The organism is Clostridium psychrophilum, assembly GCF_018861705.1.
Lineage (GTDB): Bacteria > Bacillota > Clostridia > Clostridiales > Clostridiaceae > Clostridium_AD > Clostridium_AD psychrophilum.
Window position 1 is genome coordinate 78,774 of sequence record NZ_JAHLEC010000004.1, and the last position, 16,779, is coordinate 95,552.

Here is a 16,779-nt window from a genome sequence, read left to right on the forward strand (position 1 = left end):
CCAAACCTACTACATTATATAGAGCATACAAAACTATTGAAGCCTTACCTAAATATAAAAGAACTTTAATAAAATTTTAATTTATTAAAGCTCTTTTATCTATTAATACTTGTCCTTTTTATGCAAAAACACTTTATGCTATTTTACAATAATTAAGTCCTTTGTATAATGATTAAGTACTTCGCAACCATCTTGTGTAACTATTACTAAATCTTCAATACGTACTCCCACATCACCTGGAATGTAAATACCAGGTTCAATCGAGAAAATTTGTCCTATTTGGACTTTATCAGTATTAGAAGCTGACACATCTCCGAAATCATGAACCTCTATTCCTATTGAATGGCCTAATCTATGGGTAAAATATTTACCATAGCCTTTTTCTGTTATATAGTCTCTCGCTGCAGCATCTATATCACAAAATCTAACTCCTGCTTTAACTTTCTCAATTCCTCTCTTATTTGCTTCTTTAACAATATTATAAACTTCCCTACTGTGATCTGATACTGTTTTGTAAAAAACGGTTCTAGTCATATCTGAACAATATGAATTCATTTTGCACCCGATATCAATAACTACACTATCCCCTTCTTTAACTGTTGATTCATCAATTTCATGATGAGGATCAGCAGCATTCGCACCATAACCTATAATTGGATCAAATGAATGACCTTGTGCACCCATATCTTCCCATATATCTCCTAGTAACTTTCCCATTTTCTTTTCAGGATACTTTTTCGGTATAAGTTTTATCATTTTATCTACAGCCTTATCATTTAATGCTGAAGCTATTCTCATTAAGTCTTTTTCCACTTCATCCTTACACATTCTTACTCTATCAAGAATTTCAGATCCATTTACAAACTTACTTCCACCATTTAGCTCCATTAGTTTTATTAAGAAATGAGCTGGCCAATTTTTATCTATGCCCATTGGTTTATCTTTTATAACGTATTTTGCAAGTATTTCTACTGGACTCTGAGTATCATTAAACCATATTTTTTTCACACCTAAATCTTCTTTTACTGGAAATAACTCATTAATAAATAATTTATTATCACCTTTTAAACTAATGTAAAGTGCAAGCATCCTCTCACCAGATAAAATCCATTTTCCAGTAAGATAATATATCGCAGCTGGATCAGAAACTATCATTTGAGGTACTGATGAATTTTCCATAATTTTTAATACTTTGTTGAGTCTCTCTTCTATCATTAAAAATTCCTCCTATAATAAACAGTATATTATGTTAATAATAACTTAAATCTATCATAAATGCTTATTAATGTATATGATTTATAAAGTATTTAATAATACTTTATAAAAGCGCAATAATTTTTAGGCAAAATAAAAAAGGCCATAAGCCTTTTCTATTTTCAATTAAATCATCTCCTGGGTCGCTGTAACAGCTATGCGGGATATGATTTAAAATAACTTAATATCTATTTTAATATCTCCATTTATCATGCAGTAAGCTGTATTTTCTTCAACTTTTAAATATATTTCTATAGTTTTAATATCTGAAAGTTTATGAGTTTTTTCCCATTCTTCTTGAATTCTATCTAGTATTGTTTCTTTAGATGCCTCTTTTCCGTTATATTGTACACAAAATCCAACCTTTACCCTCTTCGCTATTTTTTTCTTAGCTACTGTTTTTCTTGCAGCAGTAGTTGCTATATTAGCTTTTGATTTAACATTTTTAGCAATGCCTTTCACCACATTAATAGTCTTTCCAACATTTTCTTTTGTAGCATCAGAAACTATTGTTATTGCTTCTTCTTTTGCAAAATCCGAACTATTTTCTTCATTCATATCATTTACCCCCAATTATAAATAATTTTTTCTTTTTTCTTATTCTATATCTATTCTACATTTATTCCCAAAAACCCTCTTTAGGAGATTAGTATAAGTGCATAGAAGTCAACTTTAGGTTACCTTCTTGCTAATTAGTTGTTAATATAACTATTTTTTTCAATAAACCATAGAAAATAATTATACCAAAATATACCAATGTTCTTCTTATTATTATACACAATATTAACATAAATTTCAATATTAAGCATATAATCTAAAAATAAAAAACAAGAACACCAAAATGGCATCCTTATTTTTCATATTTTCCTATAACAGTGGATATAATTGCAGTTAAATAAGAAATAGATTTGTTGAGATTTTCAATTCTCTCTTCGAACCTTACCAGCAAATATATACTCACACCTATAGGGAAGCCAACTGTACTAACCAGTTTAACAAATGCATCATACAAAAGCATTACCTCCCTAACCGTTACAAAGAATATATATGATGTTTAAAATTATTTTGTCGTTATTTTTTATAATTAATCTTACTTTAACAACATTTTGGAAGCTTCAAGTCTGCCCTCTTCTATAAGTGGCAGTTGTCTAAACTAGGAAAATCACTTTGGTGGCAGTCTAAATCTGCTTCCAAAGTTGTTAATATTGCAGCTCCGCAGGAGATGATTTAATATTACATTCACACTTAATAAAATGTGGAATATATTAAAGTACAACTACAACTTAATTAGCCTAACAACTTTCAAAAGGGTATACGCCTACCTATATGTGTTGGTATAAAGAGCACCAACTCCAATACTTAAGTAAAATTATATGATTTTCTGTTAAAGTAGCTATATTTATTTTAATAGATTTTCAAACTTTTACTTATTAAATTTAAGGAGGTTATTTATATGAGTCATAGACATAACAATAATTGTTGCTGTAAACCTGTTAGTTGCTGTCAACCTGTTAACAACTGTGGGAATGGATGCGGAAATGGATGTGGAAATAACGGCTTTGGCGGAGGCTTTGGTGGTAGCTGCGGAGGTGGCGGTGGCATCTTAATACTTCTTTTACTATTAGGCTGCGGTGGTATCGGTGGACGTGGTGGATTCGGCGGATTTGGTGGTGGCTTTTAACGACATTTCAGAAGGAAAGTCTCCCACTTCTATAAGTTGGAGTTAGCTACCCTAGTGAAATAGAACTTCAGTGGGGGGATAACAATTAAGAATTGTTATCTACTCCAGAGAACTACAAAGGGGTAAATCGCCTTCTGAAGTCGTTATACTACAGCTCCGCAGGAGATGATTTAATTGATTTTAATAAGGCACTTCTAATAGATTTTATTAGAAGTGCCTTTTTTTATTTATACATAAGTTCTAGTTCTTTTTGAACATCATCATTTTCCATATACTCATCATATGTCATTATTTTATCCATTAATCCCTTAGGTGTAATTTCTATTATTCTATTTGCAACTGTTGCAATTAGTTGAGAATCCTGAGACGTTAATAACATTGTTCCAGTATAACTTGTCATCCCATTGTTTAATGCAGTAATAGACTCTAAATCTAAGTGATTAGTAGGCTCATCAAAAATTAAAACATTAGCATTACTAAGCATCATTTTAGAAAGCATACATCTAACTTTTTCTCCACCTGACAAAACGCTAGCTTTTTTAAGAGCTTCTTCTCCTGAGAAAAGCATTCTACCTAAAAATCCTCTAATAAAACTTTCAGCTTTATCATCAGAATACTGACGTAACCAATCAACTAATGTGCAATCTATACCATTAAAATATTCTGAGTTATCTTTTGGTAAATAAGCTTGAGATGTAGTAATTCCCCATTTAACTTCACCGCTATCTGGCTCTATCTCACCCATTAATATTTTAAAAAGTGTAGTTTTAGCTATTTCATCTGCTCCGGTAAACGCAATCTTATCTCCCTTACTAACTACGAAAGATACATTATCAAGGATTTTTTCTCCCTCTATAGTTTTACTTAAATTTTCAACTGTTAGTAAATCATTTCCAGCTTCCCTCTCTGGCTTAAATCCAACAAAAGGATATTTACGAGAAGAAGGTTTAATATCATCTAAAGTTAATTTATCTAATTGCTTTTTACGAGATGTAGCTTGTTTTGCTTTAGATGCATTAGAACTAAATCTAGCAATAAAGCTTTGTAGTTCAGCAATTTTCTCTTCTTTTTTCTTGTTTTGATCTTTAGCCATTTGAAGCGCCAATTGACTAGACTCATACCAAAAATCATAATTTCCAACGTATAATTGGATTTTACTAAAATCTATATCCGCAACATGAGTACATACTTTATTTAAAAAATGTCTATCATGAGAAACAACTATGACAGTGCTCTCAAAATTGAGCAAAAAGTTTTCAAGCCAACTTTTAGATTTTACATCTAAATTATTTGTAGGCTCATCTAGTAATAAGATATCAGGTTTTCCAAATAAAGTTTGAGCAAGAAGTACCTTTACCTTTTCTGATCCTGTTAATTCCTTCATTTTCTTGTTTTGAAGTTTTTCGTTTATGCCAAGTCCCATTAGTAGAGTTGAGGCTTCTGATTCTGCTTCCCATCCATTAAGTTCTGCAAACTCGCCTTCTAGTACTGAAGCTCTAATTCCATCTTTATCAGTAAAATCCGATTTTGCATACAATTTATCCTTTTCTGTCATTATTTCAAAAAGTCTTATATGTCCCATCATCACAGTTTTAAGAACTTCGTATTCATCGAATTCAAAGTGATCCTGCTTTAAAACTGCTAATCTTTCTCCAGGAGTAATAAATACTTCTCCGGTATTCGCTTCTATATCTCCTGATAATATTTTAAGAAATGTTGATTTACCAGCGCCATTAGCACCAATTAATCCATAACAGTTACCCGGATTAAATTTTATATTAACATTATCAAATAATTTACGTACACCATATCTTAAGCTTATATTGTTTGTACTAATCATATATTTATATATACCTCCATATTAACTGGAACTCCCACACATAATATCTGTAGGTTTTCCACAAAAAATTTTAATTTAATTATAGCCTAAACTACTAAGTTATTATAACACACGCAAGGAAACTAGGCTATTGTAATTTATTTCTTGCATATGTCCGATCTATTTTTTATTATAATTTGATGACTTACTATCAGTTCTAGACTTATGTCCTGTTACCCTATCTTTAGGTATAATTTTGGGATCAGTAATTTTACCCATGTGGATATCTTTTCGTGTTATTTGGATGTTAAAATCTTTTTCATAGTTTTTAATAAGATCGATTTCTCTTTCTTCCACTATGGATAGTGCAAGCCCACGCTCTCCCATTCTTCCTGTTCTTCCTACTCTATGTAAATAATCTTTAGAATTTTCTGGTACATCAAGATTAAATATGTGAGATACTCCCACTATGTCTAGTCCCCTTGCTGCTAAATCAGAAGCCACTAAAAGTTGAATTTTGCCTGTATTAAAATCCTCAAGAGCTTTTTTTCTGTCCATCTTTTCAGATGTTCCATGAATACCCTCTACATTTAATTTATGATACCTAAGCTTTGATGTTGTAATCTCAACCTCATCACTTTTGTTAATAAATATAATTGCCTTTTCAGGTTTAGTTGAACTTATAAGTTTCCTTAAAAGCTCAATTTTATCTCTCTTTTCAACTACAAAATAAATATGCTCTATGTTTGGATTTACTACACTTTTGTCACCCACCTTAATTACTTCTGGATCTTTCATTAAGGTTTTAGCAATTTCAACTACTTTAAGTGAAATTGTAGCTGAAAATAGCATAATCTGTCTATCACGAAGTGTAGTTTTTATTATTGCTTTTACCGCATCTATGTTATTCTCATCTATCATTCTATCGCCTTCATCTATTACTATAGTCTTAACGAAATGCGATTTTAGTTTTTTCATTGTTATAAGTTCTACAATTCTTCCAGCTGATCCTACTATTATATGAGGTTTTTCCTTAAGATACTCTAATTGTCTTTTAATATTAACACTACCTATTATACTAGTTGATCTAACTAAGCTATTTGAGTTAACTGATAACAATTCTACCTGCTTATGTATTTGCATTGCAAGTTCATGAGTAGGTGCAAGTATAATTGCTTGAATATTCTTTGATGTTACATCTATTTTCTGAAATATAGGTAATAGGTAAGCTAAAGTTTTACCTGTACCTGTCTCTGACTCTCCAATAACATCCTCACCTGCAAGTCCCATTGGTATAGCCTTTACTTGTATTTCTGTAGGACTTTCAATCCCTTGTTTAGCAAGCCCTTGTATAAGGTTTTCTTGTAATCCTAGTTCATTAAATAATTTATCCATTTGTTCTCCTTTATTCTAAGAAATCTTGTCGTTAGCGTATTTAAATATTGCTGCCTTTATAGCTAGATAATCTATTTCATCTGGTAATGCTTCTTTAATTGGTTTTAACTTTGAAGCTCCAATTTTTTTTATTACCTCAATAATTAATGCCTCATGTTTTTTAGGAATAAAATCATCTAAATTAACATCAAAACCTTCATATGCACATTTTAATATATGATCTTGTACTGTAAGGCTTTTTAATTTTCTCTCATCTATTATGTCCGCTACGCTTTTACCTTGTTTATACATATTGTAAGTAATAACATAGCTAGGTACCTTTTCTTCATTTTTACCATCTTGCTTTACTTCATTTTTCGCATTGCAGTTACTACCCACTTCTTCATTATATAGTATTTCTTCCTTTTGTTCTATATTGTTTTCTTTCATATATTTTTTTATAGTGCTAATAAATTCTTCGCCATATTTGTTAAGTTTAGATTCCCCTACACCTTTGATGTTAAGCATTTCCTTTTCATTTACTGGAAAATATTCACTCATCTCTCTTAATGCACTATCTGCAAAAACAATATATGGTGGAACTTTTTCACGCTCAGAAATTTCTTTACGCAAAGCTCGTAATATTTCAAATAGGCCAGTATCCTTAATTGCTTTAGCCTTCTTTTGTACAACTTTTTGATAGACTTTTTCTTCGTTTTTAAGAACTGCCACGGCTCTATCTTTTAAATGAACTACTGGAAATTGTCCATCTTCAAGTGATAGATATTCTTCCGCTGTTAGAACATTTATAAGGTCTTTTATCTCTTTAACTGTATACTGCTTTATTATCCCATAAGTAGATAACTTATTAAAACCAAGCTCCAGCACTTTTTTATTTTTTGAACCACGAAGGACCTCAGCAATTAATGTAGTACCATACCTCTCCTTCATTCTAAAAATACAAGAGAAGATTTTTTGTGCCTCAATAGTTATATCTACGAGTTCACTTTCATCATTACAAGTACTACAGTTTCCACATTTGTCTGGTACATTTTTTTCACCAAAGTACTCTAAAATAAACTGCCTAAGACATCTGCTCGTGTGCGAATAATCAACCATAGCTTGAAGTTTTTTATACTCATTTATCTTTCTGTCAGGGCCAACATTTCCTTGCTCAATAAAAAACTTCTGGAGTAGCACATCTGCTGCAGAAAACAACAATATACATTCGCTTGGTTCTCCATCTCTGCCCCCACGTCCAGCCTCTTGATAATAAGCTTCCATGCTTTTCGTTAAATTATAATGAATTACATATCTAACATTAGATTTATCTATTCCCATACCAAAAGCATTTGTTGCTATTATGATGTTTATATCATCATATAAAAACTTTTCTTGATTTTGCTTTCTCTCTTCATCATTAAGACCTGCATGATATCTACCTACTTTATAACCTTTTTTATGCAAAAGTTCATAAAGATTATTTGTTTCCTTTCTTGTGGCTGTGTAAATTATTCCCACTTTTTCTTTATTATCTTGAACATAATTTAAAACAAAATCTCTTTTGTTTTCTCCTCTAATAACAGTGAAGCTTAAATTTTCTCTGTTAAAACCAGTTACATAAACATCTGGCTCTCTCAATCTTAATAACTTTATAACATCTAATCTTACTTCCTGCGTTGCAGTAGCAGTAAATGCTGCTATAATTGGTCTTTCCGGTAATTTTTCTATCAAACTAGAAATTGCTCCATAGCTAGGTCTAAAATCATGTCCCCATTGTGATACACAATGAGCTTCATCAACTGCTAAAAGCGATATTGTTAATCTATTTAACATATTACAGAAAAAGTCTGACTCTAACCTTTCTGGGGCAACATAAAGAAGTTTAAACTCTCCCCTTGCTACCTTATCAATTCTTTCATTAACTTCATTAATACTAAGGGAGCTATTTATATATGTTGCAGCTATTCCTATACTATTTAATGTGTCCACTTGATCCTTCATAAGTGATATAAGTGGCGAGATTACAAGTGTTACTCCATCAAGCATTAGAGCCGGTATCTGATAACACACTGACTTTCCTGCACCTGTAGGCATTACAGCAAAGGTATCTTTTCCACCTAAAATACTCTCTATTACATCTGCTTGCCCTTTTCTAAAATTATCATAACCATAATACTTCTTTAATTTTTCTTGTGCTTCATGCAACATGCGTAATTCTTCCTCTCATCCGTAATAATTTCTTACAATAGTATAACATTATTTTAAATACTTTGTACCTTTATGTAAATGAAATTTGTATCTCTTTATATTAAATCCTGTATTTCGCTATTGACAAAACTTTGTTAAAATTATATATTGATTATTTTTTTAAAATCCTTAACATAATGTCTGCTAACAGGTACTTCCTCTTCCACGCCCTCTATTTGGAGCAAAAATGTGTTATTATCTGATGGAACTATTTTATAAATTCTATCTAAATTAACTAAATAACTTTTATGACTTCTAAAGAAATTACGCTTAACTAACTTATCTTCTAATTGAGTTAAAGTGTCATGCGTTGTAAATTTGTCATCTCCTGTAAAAATAAAAACCTCTTTATTTAATACAGTACAATACAATATATCTTGTGGATGCACTAGGTATATACACTCATTCTTCCAAACTGGTAACTTTACCATGCCTTCCTTTCTTCTTCTATCTTGTAATATGTTTTTATTACAGTTTAACCTTTCATTTATCTTATCCATAGTAAGCTCTAATCTCTTCTCTGAAAATGGTTTTAGAACATAATCAATAGCATTCATTTGAAACGCTCTTATTGCATATTTATCAAATTCAGTTACAAATACAATGCTTACAGGAAAATCCAGGTTACATATCTCTTCAGCCATTATAAATCCATCAATAACTGGCATCTCTATATTTAAAAACACAATTTCCGGTCTAGATATTTTTATAAATTCTAAAGCGGTTGAGGAGCTTAAAAATTTTCCTATAATATTCATTTTATTATTTTTGCTTAAAATATTGCTTAACTCATCTAAAGACAGTTTATTAGCCTCTACTAAAACTACTCTTAACATATACACCCCGCCCATAATTATATTTCACTCTACTAAGAAAAAAATATTATTCTATTTAATTTAATTTAATTTACTTTACCCTTATACTCTCAAAAATTTCTCTCTATAACACATTTATGTAACGTAATATTTAAACTATGTATTATTTATTATGTACATAATTTAATTACCTAAAACATCTACTTTTTATATTTAGTAATATATCGTGTGATTTACTATTTACCTTAGCAAAAACAGACTTTATTTTAAATAATATTTAAATAATCTTAATAAATGACGCTATTTTTATTAATAATAGGTTATATTTATATAAACCCTAATCATTAGTCATTAAATACTGGACATTTCCAAGATATTATTCTAATATTAACTAAGAGAATTTTATTAAGTCTAAATAAATAGGAACGATCAGTAAATTGACTTCTTATTTTTTAACTATACTTAGCTACATATAATAGAGGAGGTTTTTAATTATGGCAGCAACACATTCGTTTGACATAGTATCAGATGTAGATATGCAAGAAGTAGATAATGCTATAAATCAAGCATTAAAGGAAATCAAACAACGATATGATTTTAAAAATACTATTACTGAAATTAACTTAGGTAAAGAAGATATTAAGATAATATCTGATGATGATTTTAAATTAAAAGCAGTTATAGATGTCCTTGTAAGTCGATTAATTAAAAGAGGCATTTCTGGCAAGGCATTAGATCTCGGTAAACAAGAACCTGCCACATTAGGTTCAGCAAGACAAACTGCCAAAATCGTAAAAGGTATTTCCACTGAAAAAGCTAAAAAAATCATTGCAGTAATAAAATCTACTAAAATTAAAGTTCAAACTCAAATTATGGACAACCAGCTAAGGATTACTGGTAAAAAACTCGATGATCTACAGGAAATAATGGCTTTAATAAAATCAAAAGATTTTGATATTGCCCTACAATTCACAAATTTTAGATAATCGTATTTATAAAGATTAGTATCAGTTTACACTGATACTAATCTTTTTTTATTTAACGACATTTCGCAGATGTTACAGCAACCTAGGAGATGATTTAACACTATAACATACAATGTAAATCATATAATTCTTATAAAATACTGTTTTTAATAGCTTACACTATTTTCTAACTATTATGAATATTGTAATAGTTAAAAATTTTTGTATTATGTATAAGGTATTATAATACTGTTTAAAATGACATACCAATATATTTTATTTGCATAATACGTAAAAGTTTGTTAATTTTTATTGTTTTTCTTAAATATTTTCATAAACCTATTGACGTTTTATGTTATTTTTGCTACAATTTAATTATAAATAAGTCGAAAGATGCTCGAGGAGGAAATTATATGAAATCAACAGGTATTGTAAGAAAAGTGGATGAACTTGGAAGAATTGTTATTCCTATAGAATTAAGAAGAACTTTGGATATAGATATCAAGGACGCTTTAGAAATCTATGTGGATGGTGATCAAATCATTCTTAAAAAATATGAACCAGCTTGTATATTCTGTCAAAATGCAAGAGACGTTGTAAATTACAAAGGTAAAAACATTTGTAAAGATTGTCTTGCTGAATTAGGTTCAGGTAAATAATTTAAGATAATTTGTTTTAAATTGGTATGATTATATACTTAATACTAAAAACATAAAACAAGAGATATCCTTTCAAGGATATCTCTTGTTTTATGTTTTTAATCTAAATTCACTAGAACAGTTTGAGCAGGTTACAATGATTTTACCTTTTTTCCTTGGTAATCTTAATTTTTGTTCACATTTAGGACAAATAGTTATTATATATTTTCTTTTTTCCTTAAATTTTTCTAAAGGGTTGTACTGTCTAACTTTTCTATTAGTTGACTTCATATCCTGTTTTAATCTTTTCTTAAAAATTTCTACTTTGTAATAAAATCTTCTTTCTATATTTTCATATACAAATTTTTCATTACTTCTTTTATTTACATTTGTTGACGTAATTCTCCAAATCGAATAAATAATAAGTACTATTCCTAAAAAACGTAAATGACTAACTAAAAGCAAACATATTCCTACTATTAAAGTTACTTTTGAAAATTTATCCCAACCATATATTTTTCTAGAAGATTTAACATGCATTTATACTATACCCCCTATTATTCTCTAAAATAGATAACAGTTCTAAATTGATATCCTTTTACAAACACATATAGAAACATTTAAAATGCTCTTAATTACTACATGCATCAGTCTTGTTCTTTATATATATTTTATCACTATAAATCGAAAATCATTATTAATTTTCTGTGAAAAATTCATAAACTACTATCTTTAAAGCTCAATCACATTTATTAATATTCCTAACAAGCCAATTAGGAATTAAGTCTTGTTTCCTTATATTTTGTCGAATGCATCTGTATAATTTAATATTTAATCCTATTTTATTAAACTTATTAAAATGCTATTGACTATTTGTGCAATTAATGTTATTCTTAAACTAAGAAATAAGTCGAAATAAAACGATATTTCACATACAAATGAAAAAACTTATTTTGATAAAACTTACAATAGTTAAAATATCCCCTAAATAACAAAAAGGTAAAAAGGAAACTATTTATATCTTAATAACCAATAAAACATTATCGTATTCATGGATATAAATATTTTATGTAGATGTATCTGTAGCAGTTTTATTAAAATTGTTTCCTTTATCTTTATCCCCCTAAATAAATTAAAAAAAATTTGTTTTAATTATTTATAAAACAAAAGAACTTGAGCAAATGCTCAAGTTCTTTTGTTTAGAATTTATTTGTTTTTTGTACCTTATTTCCAAAACTCACAGATTTGTTCTTTAGCATGTATATTACTATTAATTATTTGAAAATTGTCCCATTCCTTCGGGAAAAGTTGTCTATACCTTTTATGAAGAAATCTATCATCTATTAAAAGTACAGTACCTCTATCGTCTTCTGTTCTAATTACCCTTCCCGCTGCCTGTAATACTTTATTCATACCTGGATATATGTATGAGTATTCATACCCACAATGGCTTTTTTCATTAAAATAATCTTTTATAATTTCTCGTTCAAAGCAAATCATAGGATGACCTACCCCAACGATTATAACTCCAATTAGAGCATCTCCTTTTAAATCTATACCCTCTGAAAATATACCTCCTAAGACTCCAAATCCTAAAATGCTGTCATCACTCAAATTATTAAATTTGTTTAAAAAAGCTTCTCTTTCTTCTTCAGTCATAGAATTACCTTGGATACTGACTTTAACATTTGGATATTTAAGGGAAAATCTATTACACACTTTATCCATATATTTGTATGAAGGAAAAAACACCATGTAATTTCCATTTTTAGCACTTATTATAGAATATATGTACTCTACTATTTTTGAATAACTACTTTCTCTTTTATTATATTTTGTAGAAATATCTTTAGCTACCATAACCTTAAGATTATTTTTGTCAAAGGGAGAATTTAATGTTAAATTATAATCCCCACTTTGTCCTCCTAAAATATTTTTAAAGTATGCTAATGGTAATAAAGTTGCAGAAAAATATATAACTGATCGCCCTCTTTTGGAAGCTTCTCTTAAAAGTTTAGACGGATCCAAACAAAATATTTTTAATACTACATCATCCTGCGTACTTTCTACATATGTTACATATTTGTCATCATAAAATTCAGCTATTCTAATAAAATTTAAAGAATTGAAATACAACTGCAAAAAATTATCATATATTTCAGATTTTTCGTTTTTAGTAAGCCAGACTTCTAATATTTTAGTAAGCCTTGTTAACATATTATATATATCAACTGGCTCAGAATCTTGTTTATAATATCCATCTTCATTCGTCATTTTTTTCATATTAAGCATAAAAGAATTTAATTTATTTAAAATTCTGTACATACCATCATTTTTGCCTTTTATATCTTTTTTTAGCTGGAGTAGCAATTTTTTATGAATTTGTGCTGAAAACATTTCTCTAGCTCTATCTACTAAGTTATGTGCTTCATCAACCAAGATAGTATAATCTCCATTATTATCAGTAAAAAATCTCTTTAAATAAACCCTAGGATCAAACACATAATTATAATCACATATAACACTGTCAGCCCATAAAGTTAAGTCTAATGAGAATTCAAAAGGACATACAATATGCTTTTTTGAGTACATCTCAATTATCTCTCTGCTAAATGTGTTTTCATTTTTTAATATATCAAGAAGAGCATCATTAATCCTATCAAAATGTCCTTTTGCAAATTTGCATTGTTCTGGATTACATGCACTCCCCTTGCTAAAACACACTTTGTCTTTTGCAGTTATGGTAATGGTCTTAAACTCAAGACCATTCTCCTTCATCTTGTTAAATGCATCTTCTGCAACTTGTCTTGTTATAGTTTTAGCTGTCAAATAAAAAATTTTTGAGGTATGTCCTTCTCCCATAGCTTTAACCACCGGGAACAAAGTAGACATAGTTTTACCTATCCCAGTGGGTGCTTGAACAAACATTTTCTTATTTTCTACTACCGTTTTGTATACAAAAACGGCTAAATTTCTTTGTCCTTCCCTATAATTATCAAAAGGAAATTTTAAATCCTTTATAGTTTTATCACGCTTCTTATTCCACTCAATAGTAATATTTGCCCATATAAAATAACTAGAAATAATTCCATCAAAAAACTCTTGTAATTTGCTTATTGAAAAAGCTTTAATAAATTTTTTAGTTTTTTCATTATCTATTTCATAATAAGTCAATTGTACATTAATAAGTGAAAGATTATTTTGTATTCCATATATATACGCGTAACACTTAGCTTGAGCCCAGTGAAGGTTATTATAGTCCTCCTTAATAAGCTCTACATCTTTTGTAACAGTTTTAATTTCATCTATGGTTACCTTATTATCTTTAATTAAAATGCCATCAGCACGCCCTTCAATTACAATTGAGGTACCATCAAGTAATATGCTATGTTTTAAACTTACCTCTGACAAATATTCTTCGCCAAGCAAAATAGAATATTTTTCTCTATTCTCCTTTTGAATTTTCTGATGTGCTTTAGTTCCTTCTACAGCTCTACTACTTCCCATAAATCTCATATCTAAATCTCCTGCACGTAGTACAAATTCTACTAAGTTACGCACAGATATTTTTATATTTCTATTTTTATCCACAGGTTATACCTTCTTTACTGTATAAAGCTTATCTATGATTTGTACTTAACAACATTTTGGAAGCTTCAAGTCTGCCATCTTCTATAAGTGGCAGTTGTCTAGCCTAGGAAAATTGCTTTGGTGGCAGTCTAAATCTGCTTCCAAAGTTGTTAATATTGCAACGACCCAGGAGATGATTTAACTATTTTTCTGAGCTTCTATTTTCTCATCTAATTCATTTAAATATGTCCACCTAGTCATTAAATGTTCAGTTTCAGTTTTAATTTTCTTTTGTTTTTGAGTTAATTTCTCCAAATATTCAAAGTCACTACTTCCAGCGTTTATTAATTTATTAACCTCTTGTAGTTCTTCATCTTTTTTTTCAATTACGTCATCAATTTCATCATATTCCTTTTGCTCTTTAAACGTAAATTTTAACTGTTTGTTTCCATTAGTGTTTTTGTTATTATCTACTGCGACTTCTTTATTTTCATCTCTTTTGTTTTCTTCATTTTTACCATTGTTGTCTTTTTTATTCAAATCTTTATCATCTTCTAATACCTCTGGATGTTTACCTATGTATTCTTGATACTCAGTATAATTTCCAACAAATTGTATTATTTTTTCATTTCCCTCAAAACTAAATATTTGGTCTGATACTCTATCTAAAAAATATCTATCATGTGATACAGTTATAACCACACCATTAAATCCATCTAAATAATCTTCAAGTACCGCCAATGTTTGAATATCAAAGTCATTAGTTGGCTCGTCTAAAAATAATACATTTGGAGCTTCCATAAGAATTCTTGCTAAATAAAGTCTTCTCTTTTCTCCACCCGATAAACTAGAAATAAACGAATGCTTAGTACTTCCATCAAATAAAAATCTTTCGAGCATTTGAGATGCAGTAATTTGTTCACCATCTGCAGTAGTTATATATTCTGCACCTTCTCGAATATAATCAATTGCCCTAAGGTTTTCATTCATCTCACCATTTTCTTGATGGAAATATCCAATTTTCACTGTTTCTCCCCATTCTATTAGTCCCGAATCTTGTTTTATTACTCTACTTAGAATGTTCATAAGTGTAGATTTACCTATACCATTTGGACCAATAATACCCACTTTATCTCTTCTAGTAAATATATGGCTAAAGTTTTTAATTAATTTCTTTTCACCATATGCTTTAGATATATTCTCTACATTAAGAATTTTTTTACCAAGCCTAGTAGATGCTGAAGATAATTCTAAATTATCAGTTGTTATATCCACTTTTGCATTTTTGAGCTCACCAAAACGATCGATTCTAGCTTTTTGCTTTGTACTTCTAGCTTTTGCGCCACGTCTTATCCATGCTAGTTCTTTTTTGAATATACTCTGCCTTTTTCTCTCTAGCGTACCCATTAAAGCCATTCTTTCAACTTTCTTTTCCAAATACACACTATAGTTACCCTGATAACTATACAAATTACCTTTATCTAATTCAATAATTTTGTTTGTTATTCTATCTAAAAAGTACCTATCATGAGTAATCATAAGTAGTGCACCTTTTCTTTTATTTAAATACTTCTCTAACCAATCAATTATTTTATTGTCCATATGGTTTGTAGGCTCATCCAATATCAATAAATCTGATGGCGTAATAAGAGCAGCACATAAAGCTACTTTCTTTCTCTGCCCACCTGAAAGATCACCTATATGCTGTTTAAAATCAGTTATTCCAAGCTCGGTTAATATGATTTTGGCATCATTTTGTACTTCCCATCCATTACATGCATCCATTTTATCATTTAAATTCATTAATGAATTTAGAGTAGATTCACTCTCTGGATTCTCCTGTAATTTTTCTAAAACTACTTCGTATTCACGTATAACTTTCATAACATCAGTATCGCTCTTAAAAATTTGTTCAAGTACTGTAGCTTCAGAATCAAAATCAGGATTTTGTGATAAATATTCTATATTTACCTTATTTCCCTTTATAACTCTTCCTTCATCAGGAACTTCAAATCCAGCTATTATTTTTAAAAAAGTTGATTTGCCAGTACCATTAACTCCTATCAATCCAATTTTATCACCATCATTTATACCTAGTGATACTTTATCAATGAGTATTTTCTCACTGTAACTTTTACTCACTTCTTCTATTGTTAACAAATTCATACATTTACCATCCTTTTCACGGCATAACACCATACTTTAATTATAACCAAATAAATAGCTAAGTGATAGTGGAAATATTTCGAAGACAGTATTTCTCTACCCAAAGTTACATATTATTTATATTCATAGTTCTATATAAGAACAAAATCTCCCTACGGTCGAGTAAAAACCCTTATGCCAAGCAAATATGATAATCTCATCGTCCTTTGATTATCATATTTGCATCACATTCTGGGCATAGAACAAT

At 29.4% G+C, this 16,779-nt stretch carries 13 protein-coding genes; 3 read left to right on the forward strand and 10 right to left on the reverse strand.

The features are described from left to right. Positions 1-138: 138 nt before the first annotated feature. From KPL38_RS02300 to KPL38_RS02310, 3 genes are all read right to left on the reverse strand, one after another. Positions 139-1,215 carry a M24 family metallopeptidase gene (locus KPL38_RS02300; RefSeq protein ID WP_216286374.1) on the reverse strand — a complete coding sequence of 359 codons (1,077 nt, stop codon included), beginning with the start codon at positions 1,213-1,215 and terminating at the stop codon, positions 139-141. Positions 1,216-1,425: 210 nt separating this feature from the next. After that, entirely contained in the window at positions 1,426-1,812 is a 387-nt protein-coding gene (locus KPL38_RS02305) for a DUF6465 family protein (RefSeq protein ID WP_216286376.1), read from the reverse strand. A 292-nt stretch (positions 1,813-2,104) separates the two neighbouring features. Further along, the gene (locus tag KPL38_RS02310; RefSeq protein WP_246577773.1) at positions 2,105-2,272 is read right to left on the reverse strand and encodes a YvrJ family protein; all 168 of its coding nucleotides are present in this window, start codon (positions 2,270-2,272) and stop codon (positions 2,105-2,107) included. A gap of 435 nt (positions 2,273-2,707) precedes the next feature. Between KPL38_RS02310 and KPL38_RS02315 the strand changes: the two genes are divergently transcribed. Then, entirely contained in the window at positions 2,708-2,935 is a 228-nt protein-coding gene (locus KPL38_RS02315) for a ground-like protein (RefSeq protein WP_216286379.1), read from the forward strand. 223 nt (positions 2,936-3,158) lie between these two features. Here the strand turns inward: KPL38_RS02315 and KPL38_RS02320 are convergent, their stop codons facing one another. From KPL38_RS02320 to KPL38_RS02335, 4 genes are all read right to left on the reverse strand, one after another. Next, on the reverse strand, positions 3,159-4,775 hold the full coding sequence (locus KPL38_RS02320) for an ABC-F family ATP-binding cassette domain-containing protein (RefSeq protein WP_216286381.1): 1,617 nt from the start codon (positions 4,773-4,775) through the stop codon (positions 3,159-3,161). Between the two features lie 159 nt (positions 4,776-4,934). Continuing rightward, positions 4,935-6,149: a DEAD/DEAH box helicase gene (locus KPL38_RS02325; RefSeq protein WP_216286383.1), complete on the reverse strand. Its 1,215-nt coding sequence runs from the start codon at positions 6,147-6,149 to the stop codon at positions 4,935-4,937. Between the two features lie 15 nt (positions 6,150-6,164). Next, on the reverse strand, positions 6,165-8,339 hold the full coding sequence (recQ, locus tag KPL38_RS02330) for a DNA helicase RecQ (RefSeq protein WP_216286385.1): 2,175 nt from the start codon (positions 8,337-8,339) through the stop codon (positions 6,165-6,167). Between the two features lie 140 nt (positions 8,340-8,479). Then, complete coding sequence (locus tag KPL38_RS02335) at positions 8,480-9,214, reverse strand: LytR/AlgR family response regulator transcription factor (protein WP_216286387.1); 735 nt, start codon at positions 9,212-9,214, stop codon at positions 8,480-8,482. 473 nt (positions 9,215-9,687) lie between these two features. On the opposite strand from KPL38_RS02335, the gene KPL38_RS02340 reads away from it, so the two are divergent. After that, positions 9,688-10,179 (forward strand): YajQ family cyclic di-GMP-binding protein, encoded by a 492-nt coding sequence (locus KPL38_RS02340; protein ID WP_216286389.1) that lies wholly within the window; start codon positions 9,688-9,690, stop codon positions 10,177-10,179. A gap of 392 nt (positions 10,180-10,571) precedes the next feature. After that, positions 10,572-10,817: an AbrB/MazE/SpoVT family DNA-binding domain-containing protein gene (locus KPL38_RS02345; RefSeq protein ID WP_071614011.1), complete on the forward strand. Its 246-nt coding sequence runs from the start codon at positions 10,572-10,574 to the stop codon at positions 10,815-10,817. Positions 10,818-10,907: 90 nt separating this feature from the next. Here KPL38_RS02345 and KPL38_RS02350 read toward each other — a convergent pair whose 3' ends face one another. The 3 genes from KPL38_RS02350 to KPL38_RS02360 form a co-directional block, all read right to left on the reverse strand. After that, positions 10,908-11,336 (reverse strand): hypothetical protein, encoded by a 429-nt coding sequence (locus tag KPL38_RS02350; protein WP_216286391.1) that lies wholly within the window; start codon positions 11,334-11,336, stop codon positions 10,908-10,910. A gap of 684 nt (positions 11,337-12,020) precedes the next feature. Continuing rightward, the gene (locus KPL38_RS02355) at positions 12,021-14,387 is read right to left on the reverse strand and encodes an ATP-dependent DNA helicase (protein ID WP_312884135.1); all 2,367 of its coding nucleotides are present in this window, start codon (positions 14,385-14,387) and stop codon (positions 12,021-12,023) included. Between the two features lie 177 nt (positions 14,388-14,564). Beyond that, on the reverse strand, positions 14,565-16,532 hold the full coding sequence (locus tag KPL38_RS02360; protein WP_216286393.1) for an ABC-F family ATP-binding cassette domain-containing protein: 1,968 nt from the start codon (positions 16,530-16,532) through the stop codon (positions 14,565-14,567). Positions 16,533-16,779: the final 247 nt, after the last annotated feature.